Below are 17,164 nucleotides of genomic sequence, written 5' to 3'. Positions count from 1 at the left end.
TTCTCAAAGTCCTGAATGAACGGCAATTGCCTTACCGGTCTTGGCGGCTTCAGCGACGGCGATCCCGGTCGCCAGCGACCAGATGCCGTCCTCCAGTGTCGCCGACGGCTGGCCTTTACCCCCAATGGCATTATGGAAAGCCTGCAAGGCGGTTTCGTAGAGATTCTTCTGGTCGAGCGGCAATTCGTGCTCGCCATCCTTGTCACGCAACAGCACCGAACCGACCGGCTTCTGCGTCATGACATTGCGTGCAATGAGCGAGCCTTCGCTGCCATGCACTTCAAAGCCGGTTTCCGCATATTTGGTCGTGAAAGCATCATGGAACTGGGCAATCGCGCCGGAGGAGAAGCGCAGAACGCCCATCACGCCGTCCTCCAACCCTTCACCGCTCGTCTTACCCTCTAGGCCCCCTTGCTGGCTGAAAGCTACTGCTGCGACCGGATTTTCCCCCAGCACGAAACGCAGCGTATCAGCATCATGCACGGTAATATCGAGGATGACCCCGCCGCCCGCATCAGGGCGTTCAATGCGCCAGCCTTGCAAATGCGGCGGCAGATAAACCGCGTGAAAAACCCGCGCGGCAAGCACCTTGCCGATCTTGCCTCGAGCGATCGCATCACGCATGGCGCGGTGGCTGGCAGCATTGCGCAAGTGATGATTCGTACCCGCCACAACGCCCGCTTCACGCACGGCTTTCAGCATCTGATGCGCGTCGCCAATCGTCAGAGCCAGCGGCTTTTCGCAGAGGATATGTTTGCGAGCTTTTGCGGCGGCAATCGCCTGATCGCGGTGCAGTTCATTGGTGGTGGAGATATAAACAGCGTCGATTTCCGGATCGGCCAGTAGCGCTTCAAGGCTTGTCACTGAACGGGAAATACCGTTTTCGCGGGCATAGGCCTCGCCACGCTCAGCATTGGTGCTGTAGACGGAAACGACTTCGCCACCCGTGGCGCGAATGGCTCCGATCACCCATTCTTTTGCAATGGTGCTTGCGCCTATAAGGCCCCATTTTGCCATTCGAATTTCTCCTCTTTTGTCCGGAACGGCGCGCCACAACTTGCCCGCACCGCAAGACGCACCGCCAAACGCTGCGCCTCCGCCTCCACTCGTTCCGAATTGATCTGTTTCAGCAAAAGCTGCGCCGCACGCTCCCCCAAACCTTGCGGATCAACAGCCACAGTCGTCAGTGCCGGAACAGCGGTCTTGGCTTCGATCACATCGTCAAAACCAACCACCCCGAAATCCCGGCCCGGTTCCAGATTTGCGGCGCGCAAACCATCGCAGACGCCGAAAGCCACCGCATCATTGAAGCACACCGCCGCCGTCGGTTTCATGCCATGGCGCAGCATCTGCTCAACCGCCTCAACACCGCCCGCACGAGACGGAGGAGCGGGAAAAACCAGCGCATCGTCAAATGCAAAACCCGCCTGCTCAAGTCCCGTACGATAGCCAGCAACGCGCTCCAGGAACACCGCCGTATCCGCGTAACCACCCATAAATGCTATGCATTTATGACCCAGGCTAACCAGATGCTCCACCGCCTTGGCAACCCCGCCGCGATTATCAGAAACAATCGATGAAACACCAGACCCCGGCACATCGCGCACCATCTGCACAACCGGCAGGCCGCTTTTGGCGAGCGGTTTCAAATCACCGGCCTCAGTGCCGCGCGCAGGCGAAACGATCAGCCCGGCAATGCCATGTTCACGCATCGAGGCAATCACCTCGCGCTGGCGATCAATGCTTTCCGCCGTATTGGCGAGAAACTGCACATAGCCTGCCGATTGCATGACGCGATCAACACCGACGGCCAGCTCCGCAAAGAAACTGTTGGTCAGATCATTGACCACAAGGCCGATGATCTTCGACTTGGCCTGACGGAGATTGGCCGCCGAACGGTTATAGACATAACCGAGTTTCTCGATTGCCGCCTGCACCTTGGCGCGCGTTTCAGCATGAACCAGCGGACTGTCACGCAGCACCAGCGAGACAGTCGATTTCGACACGCCAGCCTCGCGTGCGATGTCGATAACGGTAACGCTGCTCTTGCTCATGACCTGCTCCGGTTTCGATTGCTGATTTAATTGGAACGTTCCAATACTGTCAAGAGCAGATATGGAAAGGGCTATTTGCCTTCTCTTCGCCACAATTCAAGCCAGTTCTCAGCGCATATTTTCTTCAGAAATGCTCATTTCGAGCTGAAGCACACTAAAATCACACTTTCGCCACAATTTTTGATCGGATTGCCATTTGGAACGTTCTAAACTAACAATCAAATATTCAAGCGGAGGAACGACAAGGGCATGAGCGACCATCAAGTGACATTGCCGGATGGCAAGAAAAGCCTGAGCGCCTACACGCTGATCGGGACGCCAACTCCACGTCCGGCCCCTCGCCCGGCAAGCCCGCCGCAGTTCAATCGCATCGCCTATGCAGCGGCGCATGTGGTTTCCGATCCGCTGAAAGATGCCCGCCCATGGAACGAACCGGCGATAGACTGGGACGCGACCATGGCTTTCCGGCATCACCTGTGGAGCCTCGGCTTCAGAATCGCTGAAGCGATGGATACGTCGCAGCGGGGCATGGGGCTGAACTGGGCGGGCGCGCAGGAACTGATCCGCCGTTCACTGGCAGAAAGCAGGACCGTGGCAGGCGCTGATCTGGCCTCTGGCGCCGGCACAGATCATCTCGATCCGTCGGAGGCAAAAAGCCTTGATGACGTCATCAAGGCTTATGAGACACAAGCCGGTTTCATCGAGAAACACGGCGGTCGTTTCATCCTGATGGCAAGTCGCGCCCTGGCGCGCATTGCCCGCTCACCAGACGATTACGTCGAGGTCTATGGCCGGGTTCTGACACAGGCGCGCGACAAGGTCGTGCTGCACTGGCTGGGCGAGATGTTCGATCCGCAGCTCAAGAACTATTGGGGTTCTTCGCGTTTCGAAGATGCACTTGATACGGTGATCGGCATCATCGAAGCCAATAGCGACAAGGTGGAAGGCATCAAGATTTCGCTGCTGGAGGAGCGCTATGAAATTGCATTGCGTAACCGCTTGCCGGACGGCGTTCTCTGTTTCACGGGGGACGATTTCAATTACGCCCCGCTGATCGAAGGCGACGGAAACAAGCACAGCCATGCGCTGCTCGGCATTTTCGATGCGGTCGCTCCACAAGCGTCCAGCGCGCTTTCGGCGCTGGCCGCAGGCGACAATGCCCGCTTCCGCGCGATCATCGAGCCGACCGTGCCCTTGTCGCGGAAAATCTTTGAAGCGCCAACGCAATATTACAAGGCAGGCGTCGTGTTTCTCGCCTGGCTCAATGGCCACCAGAGCCATTTCACTATGCCAGCCGGAATGCAGTCGGCGCGTGGCATTTTGCATTACGCCGACATATTCCGTCTCGCCGATCAGGCCAATGTACTCGATCAGCCTGACCTCGCCATTCGCCGCATGAAGCAGCTTTTGGCGATTTACGGCATAGAATGAAAACAGGCGGAATTCACCGCCTGTTCCCAACACTACTCAACGCCAACCAAGAGCCGGTGCGACATGCTTGAGGATCGACTCGATCACATGCGCGTTGTACTCGACACCAAGCTGGTTCGGGACGGTGAGAAGCAGCGTATCGGCTTCGGCAATAGCCTCATCTCTGGCCAGCTCCTCGATGAGCCTGTCAGGTTCGGCAGCATAAGACCGCCCGAAGACGGCCCGCAGATCTTCCTCGATATAGCCGATGGAATCCTGCTCCTTGCCGCCATTGCCGAAATAGGCCCGGTCGCGATCATCGACCAGCGCAAAGATGCTGCGGCTCACCGAAACACGCGGTTCACGCATATGTCCGGCTTCCTTCCAGGCTTCACGATAAGCCCGGATCTGCTTGGCCTGCTGGATATGCAAAGGCTCGCCCGACTCGTCCTTCTTCAAGGTAGAGCTTTGCAAATTCATGCCAAGCTTTGCGGCCCAGATGGCTGTGGCATCCGATGCAGCACCCCACCAGATGCGATCCCGAAGACCTTCCGAATGCGGTTCAACGCGCAGCAGACCGGGAGGGTTCGGAAACATCGGGCGCGGGTTTGGCTGTGCAAAGCCCTGTCCCTTGAGCGCTTCGAAGAACACCTCGCCATGCTGTCGACCCATATCGGCATCAGTCTTGCCCTCTTCCGGCGCATAACCGAAATAACGCCAGCCATCGATCACCTGTTCCGGCGAGCCACGGCTGATGCCAAGCTGCAGGCGCCCCTTGGAGATCAAATCTGCAGCACTGGCATCTTCGACCATATAGAACGGATTTTCATACCGCATGTCGATGACAGCAGTGCCGATCTCGATCTTGCTCGTCTTGGCGCCAATGGCTGCGAGCAGCGGAAATGGCGAAGCGAGCTGGCGCGCGAAATGGTGCACGCGGAAATAGGCGCCGTCCGCGCCCAGTTCCTCGGCAGCAACAGCAAGGTCTATCGATTGCAGAAGCGCGTCGCTGGCGGAACGGGTTCCCGATTGCGGCGACGGCGACCAGTGGCCGAAGGAAAGAAAGCCGATTTTCTTCATGATGATGTTCCCTGCTTGCGGGCAAAAGATTGGTTCCTGCCAAATATGGCCACGCGCAGCCGAATTGAAAGAGTGCCGAACACTGACACTGTGTTCAGCATTCGGTGCCTGCGGCTTTCGCGTATTCCATATGGGCGCTTCCTTCGGATACGTTGACAGTCTATCCGGACCCGATTAAGCCTCAAATCTGGCGGATAAACCTTCAATCTGAGGTTATTGGAGAAAAGGTGTTTGCCGATAAGCAACGCACCAAAACAGGGGAGATTTTCATGCGTTCTATGCTTCTGGCCTTGCTGGCCGCAACGGCCATTGCCACCTCGGCACAGGCAAAAGACGTAACAGTTGCCGTAACCGCCATCGTTGAGCATCCGGCCCTCGACGCCGCACGCGACGGCGTGAAGGACGCGCTGGCCGAAGCAGGCTACAAGGAAGGCGAAAATCTCAAATTCGTCTATCAGTCCGCACAGGGCAACCCGGCAACCGCAGCACAGATCGCCCGCCAGTTCGTCGGCGAAGGCCCGGATGTGATTGTTCCGATCTCCACGCCTTCGGCGCAGGCCGTCGTTTCGGCAACCCGTGATATTCCGATTGTCTTTACCGCTGTTTCCGATCCGGTCGGTGCGCAGCTCGTCAAGGACATGGCAAAGCCAGGCGGCAACGTCACCGGTCTTTCCGACATGTCGCCGGTGGTAGAGCATATCAAGCTCATCAAGGAAGTGATGCCGAACATCAAGAAGCTCGGTTATCTCTACAATTCCGGTGAAACCAACTCGGTCTCGTTGCTGGCAGCGCTAAAGGAAGCAGCTTCCGCCGAAGGCATCGAAATCGTTGAATCGGCTGCCACCAAGTCGGCGGAAGTACAGGGTGCGGCGCGCGCCCTCGTCGGCCGTGCGGATGCCATGTATGTTCCGACCGACAACACCATCGTTTCGGCTCTGGAAAGCGCTGTCGGTGTCGCCGAGGAAAGCAAGCTGCCGCTCTTCACCGCCGATACGGATTCCGTGAAGCGCGGCGCACTGGCCGCACTCGGCTTCAACTATTACGATGTCGGCAAGCAGACGGGTGCCGTCGTGGTCAAGATCCTCAAGGGTGAAAAGCCGGGCGATATTCCGGTCGACATCGCCAAGGGTACCGATCTCGTCATCAATCTTTCTGCCGCCAAGAAGATGGGGATTGAATTCCCGCAGGCCGTTATCGACCGCGCGACCAGCAAGATCGACTGATCGAGCCTGAAAGCAGAATAGGAGAAGGCGAAGTCTCAAAGGGGCTTCGCCTTTTTGCTAGAGCGCATCCCGAAAAGTGGGAACCGGTTTTCGGACAAGATGCGCGTTAAAAATAGACAGAGTATTTCCGACGACTGAGCCTTGGCGGAAAACGCTCGATGTTGCAATTGCCCCACAAAGTGCCGCATTTCGGGGCTCGCCCGGCGATATTGCTTGCACACTGGAACTTGTGGGTTGTATCCCGCCTGAGATATAAAGCCGCAAAAATGCGGTTTCGCATAAACAACCGGGGAATGATCTGACGCAGCCTATGGCTGCCAGACGAACTCAAATCAAAACCGGTCGTGACTGAAGCTGGCCGAGCGGAAAGCGGTTTTCGCAACGCCGACGATGGATACTGCTTTGAAGCGGCGGTCTGTCGTTTTGGTCGCGGCGAGAAACAAGGAATGACATTGTGAGTCAGATCGCCTTCTGGGGTGCGGTCGAATTGGGCCTCGTCTTCTCTTTTGTCGCCATCGGCGTCTATCTGGCTTTCCGCGTGCTCGATTTCCCCGATCTGACCGTGGATGGCTCGTTTCCGCTGGGCGCCGCCGTAACCGGCGTGCTGATTATTGCGGGCGTAAATGCCTGGCTGGCAGCCGCCATCGCCATGGTTGCGGGTGCAGCCGCCGGACTTGTAACCGCGACGCTGAATGTGCGTTTCAAGATTCTCAATTTGCTCGCCTCCATTCTCACCATGATCGCGCTGTTCTCCGTCAATCTGCGCGTCATGGGACGCCCCAACATCGCGCTCATCAATCAGGACACCATGCTGACACCGTTCTTCGGCCATGGCATTCCCGAATATTATGTACGTCCGCTGTTCCTGTTTGTGCTTGTCGCCATTGCGGTCTTCATCGTCTGGCGCTTTCTGGAAAGCGACATGGGTCTTGCCATGCGTGCGACCGGTGCCAATCCAAGAATGGCGCGCGCACAAGGCGTTCGCACCGACAGGCAGATCTATCTCGGCATGGCGCTTTCAAACGCTCTGGTGGCGCTTGGCGGCTCGCTATTCGCCCAGACAAACGGTTTTGCAGACGTGACCTCCGGCGTCGGCACCATCGTGGTCGGCCTTGCGGCGGTCATCATCGGTGAAACCCTGCTGCGCTCGCGTCTTATCCTCGTCATTCTCATTGGCTGTGTAGCCGGTTCGATCATCTATCGTATTGCCATCCAGCTCGCGCTTTCCAATGGCGATATCGTCGGGCTTCAGGCTTCCGACCTCAACATTGCTACAGCGCTTCTCGTCACCTTCGCCCTGATATTGCCGCGCCTGCGTCGTGGGGGAGCATCGTCATGATCGAAGTATCCAACCTCGAGGTCGTCTTCGGTCGCGGAACACCGCTGGAAAAGCAGGTCCTGAACAAGATCAACCTGACGATGGAGCAAGGCTCCTTCGTCACCGTGATCGGGTCCAACGGTGCTGGCAAATCGACCATTCTGGGTGTTCTTGCAGGCGACGTTATCCCGACGGCCGGCAAGGTTGTCATCAGCGGGCAGGATGTGACACGCAAATCGACGGCCGAACGCGCCGGCCTTGTCGCCCGCGTATTCCAGGATCCGCTTGCCGGCAGTTGCGGTACGCTCACAATCGAGGAAAACCTGGCGCTGGCTGCTTCACGCGGCAAGACGCGCGGTCTTACCCATGCGCTCAATTCAAGCCGTCGGGCATGGTTTCGCGAGCGTGTGGCGAGCCTCAATCTGGGGCTGGAGAACCGCATGCAGGACCGCATGGAGTTGCTTTCAGGCGGGCAGCGTCAGGCCCTGTCGCTTATTATGGCGACGCTTGCCGGTTCGGAAGTACTGCTGCTCGACGAACACACGGCAGCGCTTGATCCCGGCATGGCCGAGTTCGTCATGGAGCTGACCCGAACGCTGATTGCCGAGAACAAGCTTACCGCCCTTATGGTCACCCATTCCATGCGGCAGGCGCTCGATTATGGCGACCGCACGATCATGCTGCATGGCGGCAAGATCCTGCTCGACGTGACCGGCGACAAACGCAAGACGCTCGGCGTTGAAGACCTCATCGAAATGTTCCGCAAGGTGCGCGGGCAGACCCTCGATGACGATGCGCTGCTGATCGAGTAAGCTTTGCAAACAGCTTTGTTTCGCAGCCGCCGGTCAGTTCGACTGGCGGCTGTTTCGTTTGCAGGCGAATTGCGCTAGTGAAACTTTATGGCGCAGAAGAAAGCAAACGAAGTCGATAGTTTTCTGGCAAGACCGACGAGCTCGTTCCCGGTCGTGCTGCTTTACGGTCCCGATAAAGGGCTGGTAAGCGAACGTGCGCGCCGTTTTGCTGAAGCAAGCAAATTGCCGCTGGATGATCCCTTCGCCGTCATTCGCATGGAAGCGGACGAGATCGAGGCCGACCCGGCGAAACTTGCCGACGAAGCCCGTACTATCTCGATGTTTGGCGGGCAGCGCCTGATCTGGATCAAGAATGCCGCTGGCCAGAAGAAGCTGGCCGAAGCGGTCAAGCTACTTGCAACCGAGCCGCCGCATGAAACGTTCGTGCTGGTGGAAGCCGGTGACCTCAAGAAGGGTGCAGGCTTGCGCAGTGCCGTCGAGAACGCTGCGGCGGGTATGGCCCTGCCCTGTTACTCGGATGATAGCCGCGGCATCGATGGCGTCATCGATGACGTTCTGGCCGAATGGAAGATGCAGATCACGCTCGACGGTCGCCAGCTTCTGCGCGCAAGTCTGGGCGGTGATCGTCTCGCCACACGTGGCGAACTCGAAAAGCTTTGCCTTTACACACGCGGCAAGGAGCGCATCGATAGTGACGACGTGCGCGAGGCTGTCGGCGATGTTGCCGGTCTTTCAACCGACGAAGTGATCGATGCGGTTCTGGCTGGCGATCTTCCGCGCTTCGAAGTCTCCTTCGACCGTGTCGTGAAATCCGGTACGACACCGTTTCTCTTGCTCAATACGGCGATGCGTCAGTTCCAGCAGGTACAGACCTTGCGCCATATCGTCGATACCGAACGCAAAAGCGCATCGGTCGTTGTGGCCGGAGCCCGCCCGCCGATCTTCTTCAACCGCAAGAAGCTGATCGAAAATGCCGTAAGCCGATGGACGGGCGAAAGCCTTGCCCGCGTCATGGAGCGCCTGCAGCGCGCCGTCCTCGAAAGCCGCCAGAATGCAGCCCTTGGTATCCCCATCATTCGCCAATGCCTGCTGGCAATCAGCGTCGAGTCTCTTCGAAACTCCCGTCGATAATAGCAGTCACTTCAAGTAATCCTTTGGCGCAAGAGAAAAGGCTCGTCGCAATGATATGCAACGAGCCTTTAGGTCTAACTATTATTCCCAGGTTTAACTTTGAAGACGGCGGCAAATCTCATCAAGTTGTTCCAGAGAGCTATAGCGTATCTTGACATCGCCGCCACGATCACGATGATTGATTTCTACTTTCATGCCAGTGACATCTGAAAGCAGCTTTTCAAGCGCTTTGGTGTCAGCGTCTTTCTCGACGGGCGCTGTTTTACCGGGCTTCGCTTCTGCACCACCACGGGCTTCCGCTTGTGCCAGTGCCTCCACCTGACGCACCGACAAGCCGTCCTTGACGATCCGCTCCGCCAAAGCGGTCGGATTTTCCATCGTGATCAGGCTTCGCGCATGACCTGCCGAAAGCGCGCCGTCGGCGATAAAGTCCTGCACAGGCTGCGGGAGTTTCAACAGCCGCAACGTATTGGCGACATGGCTGCGGCTCTTGCCGATCACCTGCGCCAGATCATTTTGCGTGTAGTCGTGATTATCGATAAGCTGTTGATATCCCATCGCTTCTTCGACCGCATTAAGGTCAGCGCGCTGCACGTTTTCGATAATCGCAATCTCAAGCGCAACCCGGTCATCAACGTCACGGACAATAACCGGGATCGTATCGACACCGGCACGTTGCGACGCGCGCCAGCGGCGCTCGCCGGCAATCAGCTCAAAATGATCAGGCTGCCCTGGCGCCGGTCGAACAACGATAGGCTGCACGACGCCATGCTCTTTGATCGACTGCGCCAGATCTTCCAGCTCGCCTTCCGAGAACATGCGACGCGGATTGCGCGGATTGCGCGTCACGAATTCAATCGGAACATTCCGTTCGATAGGAACCGGCGCCTTGCGCTCTTCGACAGGGCGGTCGATTTCGCCGATCAGAGCAGCTAATCCGCGGCCCAGGCGCTTCTTTGAAGGATCGTCATTCATCGTTCGGCTTATTCCTGAATTGTTTCGTCGTCGAATCGATTGGTTTACGCGGCCTGCAATTGCCGTTCACGCTGGATAACTTCAGATGCAAGCTGCAAGTAGGCCTGACTGCCAGCACATTTCAAATCATAGAGAATGGCTGGCTTGCCATGAGATGGCGCTTCGGATACGCGCACGTTACGCGGAATGACGGTACGATAGACTTTTTCGCCCATGAAAGCGCGAACATCATCCACCACTTGTGCGGCGAGATTGTTGCGGCTATCGAACATGGTCAACACAATGCCCTGAATCGAAAGATCAGCGTTAATCGAAGTCCGCACCTGATCAACCGTCTGCAGAAGCTGGCTCAAGCCTTCCAGTGCAAAGAATTCGCATTGGAGCGGCACCAGAACGGAATCAGCCGCAGCCATCGCGTTCAGGGTCAAGAGATTGAGTGACGGCGGGCAATCCACAAGCACGTAAGAGAATCGTTCCGACACACCGGAATCGAAACGCAGGGCATCGCGCAGACGTCGCGTACGGTCGGCAGATTGCGCAATCTCCATCTCGATACCAAGCAAATCCAGCGTCGAGGGCACTATATAGAGATTAGGAACATCTGTCGGCATCGCGGCGTCGGGAACGGACGATTCTTGAGTCAGGACATCATAGGATGACAATGGGCGATTGCGACGATCGATGCCCAGACCGGTGCTGGCATTGCCTTGCGGATCGAGATCGACAATCAGTACCGTCTCGCCAATCGCTGCCAATGCTGTGGCCAGATTGATGGCAGTGGTTGTCTTGCCCACCCCGCCTTTCTGGTTTGCAATGGTTATGATCCTCGACATTTTGTTCATCACCGTCGCCTTGCTGCTGTCCGCCCCATCGAAATTTCCAGGCATCAAACGGCCTTACGCCGAAGATTGCTGATTTCGAGTATGACCGAAGCCTGATCGATAGCACTTTGATGTTGTACCAGATCAAAACTCCAACCGACACGGCTTTCATCGATCTCGCGCTGGTAATCCCGACCTTTTTGGAAAAGAGCCTTGGCGCCCATGGTAAGCCATGGCTCGGTCAGGCCAAAAAGATCGCTCAGCGACGCCAATGCGCGGGCGGTAACTATTTGCGGTGTTTCAATTTTCTGCCACATCGCTTCGATACGCGCCGAATGAACCCGAGCCGGTACATGCAAATGTCCGGCTGCTGTGCGCAAAAAGGCCGCCTTTTTTCCCGCACTTTCAATGAGATCTATAGTACCGCCAGACTGTTCTGCGAGAAAGCAGGCCGTCACAATACCCGGAAACCCACCACCGGAGCCAATATCCAGCCAATGGCTGGCATGGCTTGCCAATGGGAAAAGCTGTGCGCTGTCCAGAATATGGCGTGTCCATAACTCATCCAAAGTAGAAGGCGATGCCAGATTGATGGCCTTCGACCATTTGCGGAACAGTTCTTCAAAGGCAATCAGGCGCTCAACTGTTTCACGTGAAACAGAGGGAACGATTGCTTTCAAACTTTCATGACGGCTATGGGCGTTCATGCCGCGCCCTGCCCTTCAGAGAGCGCCTCAGCCGCGCGGTGGCGGTATCCAAACTTCTTGATCTGCGCGATAAGCAGCGCCAAAGCTGCCGGTGTCATTCCATCGACACGCTGAGCTTCTGCAATCGTTTCCGGCTTGCGCTGCATGAGCTTGTGTTTCAACTCATTGGAAAGGCCGGAGATTCCGTCGATATCCAACCCCGCCGGGATGAGCAGTTGCTCCTCACGCTCCATCACCGCGATATCACTCTTCTGGCGTTCCATATAGACAGCATACTGAGCCTCAATCTCCAGAGCATCTCGCGTTGTCGCATCGATAGCCTCGAGTTCGGGCCAGATGGATTTCAAGCGATCGAGATCGATATCGGGATACGAAAGAAGATCATATGCTGAGCGGCGAACACCATCCTGATTGAGACGGAGCTCGTAACGGCTGGCCAGATTGGGTGTAATTGTCAATGACTGGGTCAGCGTCCGTGCTTCGCTCAAAGCTGCCTCACGCATTTCAAAGCGCTCCTTGCGCGCATATCCCAGTATGCCGAGCTTGTCGGCCAAGGGCGTCAGGCGTTGATCGGCATTATCCGAACGGAGCGAAAGACGAAATTCTGCGCGCGATGTAAACATGCGATAGGGTTCGCTGACACCGCGAGACGTCAGGTCATCGACCATAACACCGATATAGGCTTCGGTGCGCTGAATGATGACCGGATCACCTCCGGAAGCCCGACGTGCGGCATTGATACCCGCGAGCAGACCTTGCGCGCCTGCTTCTTCATAGCCGGTCGTGCCATTGATCTGCCCAGCCAGAAACAGACCTTTGACTTTGCGCGTTTCGAGACTGCGTTTCAGCTCGCGCGGATCGATGAAGTCATATTCAATCGCATATCCGGGCTGTAGCATGGTGGCCTTTTCAAGCCCCGGTATGGTCTTCAATATATCGAGCTGTACATCTTCAGGAAGCGACGTCGAGATGCCATTCGGGTAAACGGTGTCGTCATCCAACCCTTCCGGCTCAAGAAATATCTGGTGACCATCGCGGTCACCGAACTTGACGATCTTGTCTTCCACTGACGGGCAGTAGCGCGGACCAATGCCCTCAATCGAGCCCGAATACATCGCGGAACGGTGCAGATTGGCCCGAATGATTGCGTGGGTTTCCGGTGTTGTGCGCGTGATACCGCAATCAATCTGGGGTGTCGTGATCCGATCCGTCATGAGAGAAAAAGGTACAGGATCTTCATCGGCGGACTGCATGTCGAGGCTCTGCCAATCAATGGTGCGCCCATCCAGTCGGGGTGGTGTACCCGTCTTGAGGCGCCCAAGAGCAAAGCCGAACGATGTCAGCCGCTCCGACAGACCAAGCGCTGGCTTCTCGCCCATACGGCCTGCCGGAATCTTCTTCTCCCCGATATGGATCAACCCGTTCAGGAACGTGCCCGTCGTCAGAACGACTGCACCGCATGTCAAGGTTCGGCCATCGGACAGAACAACCCCAGTAATGCACCCGTCTTCTTCCCGAAGATCGTGCGCACCGCCTTCGACAACAAATAGATTGTCTTGCGCCGCGATCACCTTTTGCATGGCAAGTCGGTAAAGCTTACGATCGGCCTGGGTTCGAGGCCCGCGAACGGCAGGGCCCTTCCGACGGTTCAACAGACGAAATTGGATACCTGCTTCGTCGGCGACGCGTCCCATCAGACCATCAAGCGCATCGATCTCGCGCACAAGATGGCCCTTACCCAAGCCACCAATGGCAGGATTGCAGGACATAACGCCAATAGTATCAAAGCGATGCGTTACAAGCGCCGTCCTGGCGCCCGCGCGCGCGGCTGCAGACGCAGCCTCGCACCCTGCGTGGCCACCACCGATCACAATGACATCAAAGACTGTAGCTTCGGTCGAACTCATTGGGTTCATCCTGACGCAACTCGAATCCGTTTCTGAAAGATGTCTCTTTGACACGAATGTGCCTGAAACGGAAGATCAAACTGTCCGGCAATCTGATCAAATCTCTGCAACAGGTCGACTCATGGATAAGACAGTGAGTCAATTACCCCGGCGAGATTCCACAGATGTTTCACGTGAAACAATCTTCAACGCCGATTGTCCTTGTCCGTGTTTCACGTGAATCACTTTCCGATGCAAAACTGTGAAAAAATAACGTCGAGAATTTCTTCCACATCGACGTCTCCGGTGATGCGCCCAAGATACTGCGAGGCCAGACGCATATTCTCCGCACGAAGTTCAAGTGGGAGATGTGCGCCATCCAGCGCTCTATCGATTTCTGCAACTGTGGAGCGTAAGAGGCTAATATGTCTTTGCCGTGTGGGGACGGCATCCTCAATCTGGCCTATCTGCGTTTCCGCAAAGCTCTGAAGGTCATTCAGCAGTCCGTCCAATCCTTCGCCGGTTTGTGTCGAAATACGATGGGACCACTCATCGGATGATCCATCATTCAGATCGGCTTTTGTTCCGATTTTCCACAGAACTTCCGGCACTTCGTCGGAAGCGATAGCTATGGGGTTGCTCATATCTTCCAGCAGAAGAACCAGATCGGCGTCCGCCATGCGTGCACGGGCGCGTTCAATTCCTATCTTTTCGACAGAACTTTCTGTCTCTCGCAAACCTGCTGTGTCCGTCACGTAAACCGGAATACCGCCAAGGTCGAGTTTAACTTCCAGAAGATCGCGGGTGGTGCCCGCCTCTTCCGATATAATCGCGACTTCGCGACCGGCAAGGAAATTCAGCAGACTTGATTTTCCGGCGTTCGGCGCACCGACGATAACGACATGCAGCCCATCGCGCAGCATGGAGGCACGCTTGCCGCTCGCTATATGGTTCTCGATCTCTCTCTTCAGGAGCGTGAGCGATTGCCAGACTTGCTCCGATACAGAACCCGGAACATCACTTTCATCGGCAAAGTCCAGTTCTGCTTCGATAAAGGCACGAGCACGCAGCAGGCGTTGTCGCCATTCCGTGTAGAGTTCGCGCTGCTTACCCGATGCGACCTGCAAGGCAAGTCTTCTTTGCCCTTCAGTCTCAGCAGCGATCAAGTCGGCCAGACCTTCAGCAATGGTCAGATCCATTTTGCCATTGGAAAAAGCCCGTCTCGTAAACTCTCCGGCTTCCGCTATACGGCAACCGGCCAGTTCCCCCAACTCCGACAGGAGCTTTTCGACGACAGCTTTGCCACCATGTAAATGGAACTCGGCGCAATCCTCTCCGGTGAAACTGTTGGGTCCTGGAAAAAAGAACACCAGTCCACGATCGATTGGATCGCCATTTCGGCTACGGAATAGTTTATAGGCAGCATATCGAGGCGTTGGTACGGACCCGATTATTGTTTCGAGTACGAATCGAACTTTTGGGCCCGAAATGCGCACCACAGCAACACCGGAGGGCAAACGCCCGCTCGACAAAGCAAAAATCGTATCTTGAAGGGAAGCGATCTCGCTCATTGCATTTCCTGACCTATAATCAATAAGGATGAAAGCAGCCAAACGGGGTGCTGAAGGAATGGCATATTCAATCATGCAGTGAAAGAAAAGCCTCATGACAGAGTTAAACCGCAACCGTCCTGCAGGCGGCAACCGCCTTGCCGAAGAACCGAGCGCCTATCTGCGCCAGCATGCAGATAATCCCGTTCACTGGCAGCCCTGGGACAGGCAAGCACTGGACGCCGCGAAGGAGCTGGACCGGCCCATTCTGCTTTCGGTCGGCTACGCGGCCTGCCATTGGTGTCATGTCATGGCGCATGAATCCTTCGAGGATCCGGATGTGGCCGAGGTGATGAACGCCCTGTTTGTCAATGTGAAGGTAGACCGCGAGGAACGGCCCGACATAGACCAGATCTATATGGCGGCACTTGGAGCAATGGGGCAACAAGGCGGTTGGCCGCTTACCATGTTTCTAATGCCGGACGGCAAGCCTTTCTGGGGTGGCACCTATTTCCCCCGGCACACGCGTCACAACATGCCGGGCTTTGTGGACGTCCTGCATGCGGTCAACAATCTCTGGCATAAAGACAAGGAAAAAATTAACCATAATGCCCAGGCTGTCTTTGATCATCTCGAAGGCCGTCTGGCAGCACAAAATGTGCCGGTCCAGAACGAATTAGAGCGATTTGACGAGATCGCGACACGTATCAATAGTCTGATCGATCCCGTCCGCGGCGGTATCGAGGGGGCGCCAAAATTCCCGAACGCCCCTTTCATGGATAATCTGTGGCTCTCCTGGCTCTACAGCCACAGCCAAACGCATCGGGACAATTTCCTCCTGTCGCTCAAGGTGATGCTGCAGGGAGGCATTTACGACCATCTGGGTGGCGGGCTTTGCCGCTACTCCACCGATGCCAACTGGCTGGTGCCGCATTTCGAGAAGATGCTCTACGACAATGCGCAGTTCATTCGCCATGCGAATTACGCTTTCGCTGAAACCGGAAGTGAATTGTTTCGTTTGCGAATCGAAGAGACTGTTGATTGGCTGACCCGTGAAATGCGCATGACTGATGGAAGTTTTGCATCCAGTCTCGATGCAGACAGTGAAGGCGAGGAAGGGCGATTTTACATCTGGAGCGAACAGGAAATCGACCAGGTGCTCGGAAGCGATAGCGAAGCTTTCAAGGGCTTTTTTGACGTGACAACGGGTGGAAACTGGGAGGGTCAAAATATTCTGAACCGCCTTCATGCGGTCAATGACAGTGCAACCCTTCCCCCACTGATAGAAGCATCACGGCAAAAGCTGCTGGCGCGTCGGGAACTGCGGGTCCGGCCTGGACGGGATGAAAAGGCGCTGACCGACTGGAACGGGCTTGCTATCCGGGCACTGGCCGAGGCGGGCCGGAACTTCAGGAGACAGGACTGGATTGATCTCGCAACTGGTGCCTATCGCTCCATAGTAAGCAGCGTTCGGGATGGCCGCATCGCGCATTGCCGGATGGAAAATTCGCTTCTCTATCCCGCCCTTTCTACCGATTACGCATCGATGATCAATGCAGCCATTGCTCTTTATGAAGCAACGAGCGAGTGGGCCTACATTGATGACGCATTGAAGTTCAAACAGGCGCTCGATGATGGGCACCGCGATGGCGCCGGTAATTATCGGCTATCGGCGCTGGACGCCGATGATGTCATCCTGCACGCCTATGGCGACTATGATGAAGCGATACCGAGCGCGACCAGCCAGATCATCGAAGCACTGACAAGACTGTTTCTCGCAACGGGTAATATCGATCTCTATCAGAGCAACGAGAAGCTGATTGAACAGGCGCTCGGGCGAGCCTTCGCGCAGCAATATGGACAGATTGGCATATTGAATGCGGCGCGCTTTGCAGCCGAACCGCTTTCCCTTGTCGTGGCCACCGAGGACGATGACGGAGACCTTGTTTCGACAGCGAATCGAAATCCCGACCCACGACGCGTGGACAAGTTCGTGCGGTTCGAAGCCGGTAAGACAATAGAGCTACCAACCGGAGGAACAGCAAGGCCTGAGCATCCGTCGGCCTGGTTCTGCAAGGGACATATCTGTCTGCCGCCTGTCGAAAACACCGATGCGTTGCGACTGCTGCTCGGCAAAACATCCTGAAACAAAAACGCCGCGTCCGTTTCCGGCGCGGCGTTTTTTCAACGGTATAGA

The 17,164-nt window shown here is 56.3% G+C and carries 14 protein-coding genes; 6 read left to right on the top strand and 8 right to left on the bottom strand.

What is annotated here, in order from left to right; all coding sequences use genetic code 11:
- Nucleotides 1-3 precede the first annotated feature (3 nt).
- Both ACYSN1_RS07825 and ACYSN1_RS07820 read right to left on the bottom strand, forming a co-directional pair.
- Nucleotides 4-1,017: a Gfo/Idh/MocA family protein gene (locus ACYSN1_RS07825; protein WP_461725106.1), complete on the bottom strand. Its 1,014-nt coding sequence runs from the start codon at nucleotides 1,015-1,017 to the stop codon at nucleotides 4-6.
- Complete coding sequence (locus ACYSN1_RS07820; RefSeq protein WP_461725105.1) at nucleotides 996-2,054, bottom strand: LacI family DNA-binding transcriptional regulator; 1,059 nt, start codon at nucleotides 2,052-2,054, stop codon at nucleotides 996-998. Before ACYSN1_RS07820 ends, ACYSN1_RS07825 begins: the two co-directional genes overlap by 22 nt.
- A gap of 249 nt (nucleotides 2,055-2,303) precedes the next feature.
- Between ACYSN1_RS07820 and ACYSN1_RS07815 the strand changes: the two genes are divergently transcribed.
- A complete protein-coding gene (locus ACYSN1_RS07815) occupies nucleotides 2,304-3,485 on the top strand; it encodes a dihydrodipicolinate synthase family protein (protein WP_461725104.1) in 1,182 nt (393 codons plus the stop codon).
- Between the two features lie 36 nt (nucleotides 3,486-3,521).
- Here ACYSN1_RS07815 and ACYSN1_RS07810 read toward each other — a convergent pair whose 3' ends face one another.
- Nucleotides 3,522-4,544 (bottom strand): LLM class flavin-dependent oxidoreductase, encoded by a 1,023-nt coding sequence (locus ACYSN1_RS07810; protein ID WP_461725103.1) that lies wholly within the window; start codon nucleotides 4,542-4,544, stop codon nucleotides 3,522-3,524.
- 269 nt (nucleotides 4,545-4,813) lie between these two features.
- Between ACYSN1_RS07810 and ACYSN1_RS07805 the strand changes: the two genes are divergently transcribed.
- From ACYSN1_RS07805 to holA, 4 genes are all read left to right on the top strand, one after another.
- The gene (locus tag ACYSN1_RS07805) at nucleotides 4,814-5,767 is read left to right on the top strand and encodes an ABC transporter substrate-binding protein (RefSeq protein ID WP_461725102.1); all 954 of its coding nucleotides are present in this window, start codon (nucleotides 4,814-4,816) and stop codon (nucleotides 5,765-5,767) included.
- A 454-nt stretch (nucleotides 5,768-6,221) separates the two neighbouring features.
- On the top strand, nucleotides 6,222-7,106 hold the full coding sequence (locus tag ACYSN1_RS07800; protein WP_461725101.1) for an ABC transporter permease: 885 nt from the start codon (nucleotides 6,222-6,224) through the stop codon (nucleotides 7,104-7,106).
- Nucleotides 7,103-7,897, top strand: coding sequence for an ABC transporter ATP-binding protein (locus ACYSN1_RS07795; RefSeq protein ID WP_461725100.1), 795 nt, complete (start codon nucleotides 7,103-7,105; stop codon nucleotides 7,895-7,897). The genes ACYSN1_RS07800 and ACYSN1_RS07795 overlap by 4 nt, the downstream gene beginning before the upstream one ends.
- Before the next feature lie 87 nt (nucleotides 7,898-7,984).
- The gene (holA, locus tag ACYSN1_RS07790; RefSeq protein ID WP_461725099.1) at nucleotides 7,985-9,028 is read left to right on the top strand and encodes a DNA polymerase III subunit delta; all 1,044 of its coding nucleotides are present in this window, start codon (nucleotides 7,985-7,987) and stop codon (nucleotides 9,026-9,028) included.
- Nucleotides 9,029-9,121: 93 nt separating this feature from the next.
- Here the strand turns inward: holA and ACYSN1_RS07785 are convergent, their stop codons facing one another.
- The 5 genes from ACYSN1_RS07785 to mnmE all read right to left on the bottom strand — a co-directional run bounded on the left by ACYSN1_RS07785 (nucleotide 9,122) and on the right by mnmE (nucleotide 14,988).
- On the bottom strand, nucleotides 9,122-10,003 hold the full coding sequence (locus ACYSN1_RS07785) for a ParB/RepB/Spo0J family partition protein (protein WP_461725098.1): 882 nt from the start codon (nucleotides 10,001-10,003) through the stop codon (nucleotides 9,122-9,124).
- 44 nt (nucleotides 10,004-10,047) lie between these two features.
- Nucleotides 10,048-10,845, bottom strand: coding sequence for a ParA family protein (locus tag ACYSN1_RS07780; protein ID WP_105543314.1), 798 nt, complete (start codon nucleotides 10,843-10,845; stop codon nucleotides 10,048-10,050).
- Nucleotides 10,846-10,889: 44 nt separating this feature from the next.
- Nucleotides 10,890-11,531, bottom strand: a complete 642-nt coding sequence (rsmG, locus tag ACYSN1_RS07775) for a 16S rRNA (guanine(527)-N(7))-methyltransferase RsmG (RefSeq protein ID WP_461725097.1) — start codon at nucleotides 11,529-11,531, stop codon at nucleotides 10,890-10,892.
- Entirely contained in the window at nucleotides 11,528-13,438 is a 1,911-nt protein-coding gene (gene mnmG, locus ACYSN1_RS07770; protein WP_461725096.1) for a tRNA uridine-5-carboxymethylaminomethyl(34) synthesis enzyme MnmG, read from the bottom strand. Before mnmG ends, rsmG begins: the two co-directional genes overlap by 4 nt.
- Before the next feature lie 221 nt (nucleotides 13,439-13,659).
- On the bottom strand, nucleotides 13,660-14,988 hold the full coding sequence (gene mnmE, locus ACYSN1_RS07765) for a tRNA uridine-5-carboxymethylaminomethyl(34) synthesis GTPase MnmE (protein WP_461725095.1): 1,329 nt from the start codon (nucleotides 14,986-14,988) through the stop codon (nucleotides 13,660-13,662).
- Between the two features lie 94 nt (nucleotides 14,989-15,082).
- Between mnmE and ACYSN1_RS07760 the strand changes: the two genes are divergently transcribed.
- Nucleotides 15,083-17,113 (top strand): thioredoxin domain-containing protein, encoded by a 2,031-nt coding sequence (locus ACYSN1_RS07760; RefSeq protein WP_461725094.1) that lies wholly within the window; start codon nucleotides 15,083-15,085, stop codon nucleotides 17,111-17,113.
- Nucleotides 17,114-17,164 lie beyond the last annotated feature (51 nt).

This window comes from Brucella sp. LJL56, assembly GCF_054871705.1.
The sequence above is the reverse complement of the archived record's forward strand: the minus strand, read 5'-3'. Positions and strand labels throughout refer to the sequence as shown.

Coding starts and splice junctions, on each gene's coding strand:
- ACYSN1_RS07825 (WP_461725106.1), bottom strand. CDS start 1,017: ATGGCAAAATGGGGCCTTATAGGCGCAAGCACCATTGCAAAAGAATGG.
- ACYSN1_RS07820 (WP_461725105.1), bottom strand. CDS start 2,054: ATGAGCAAGAGCAGCGTTACCGTTATCGACATCGCACGCGAGGCTGGC.
- ACYSN1_RS07815 (WP_461725104.1), top strand. CDS start 2,304: ATGAGCGACCATCAAGTGACATTGCCGGATGGCAAGAAAAGCCTGAGC.
- ACYSN1_RS07810 (WP_461725103.1), bottom strand. CDS start 4,544: ATGAAGAAAATCGGCTTTCTTTCCTTCGGCCACTGGTCGCCGTCGCCG.
- ACYSN1_RS07805 (WP_461725102.1), top strand. CDS start 4,814: ATGCGTTCTATGCTTCTGGCCTTGCTGGCCGCAACGGCCATTGCCACC.
- ACYSN1_RS07795 (WP_461725100.1), top strand. CDS start 7,103: ATGATCGAAGTATCCAACCTCGAGGTCGTCTTCGGTCGCGGAACACCG.
- holA (WP_461725099.1), top strand. CDS start 7,985: ATGGCGCAGAAGAAAGCAAACGAAGTCGATAGTTTTCTGGCAAGACCG.
- ACYSN1_RS07785 (WP_461725098.1), bottom strand. CDS start 10,003: ATGAATGACGATCCTTCAAAGAAGCGCCTGGGCCGCGGATTAGCTGCT.
- ACYSN1_RS07780 (WP_105543314.1), bottom strand. CDS start 10,845: ATGAACAAAATGTCGAGGATCATAACCATTGCAAACCAGAAAGGCGGG.
- rsmG (WP_461725097.1), bottom strand. CDS start 11,531: ATGAACGCCCATAGCCGTCATGAAAGTTTGAAAGCAATCGTTCCCTCT.
- mnmG (WP_461725096.1), bottom strand. CDS start 13,438: ATGAGTTCGACCGAAGCTACAGTCTTTGATGTCATTGTGATCGGTGGT.
- mnmE (WP_461725095.1), bottom strand. CDS start 14,988: ATGAGCGAGATCGCTTCCCTTCAAGATACGATTTTTGCTTTGTCGAGC.
- ACYSN1_RS07760 (WP_461725094.1), top strand. CDS start 15,083: ATGACAGAGTTAAACCGCAACCGTCCTGCAGGCGGCAACCGCCTTGCC.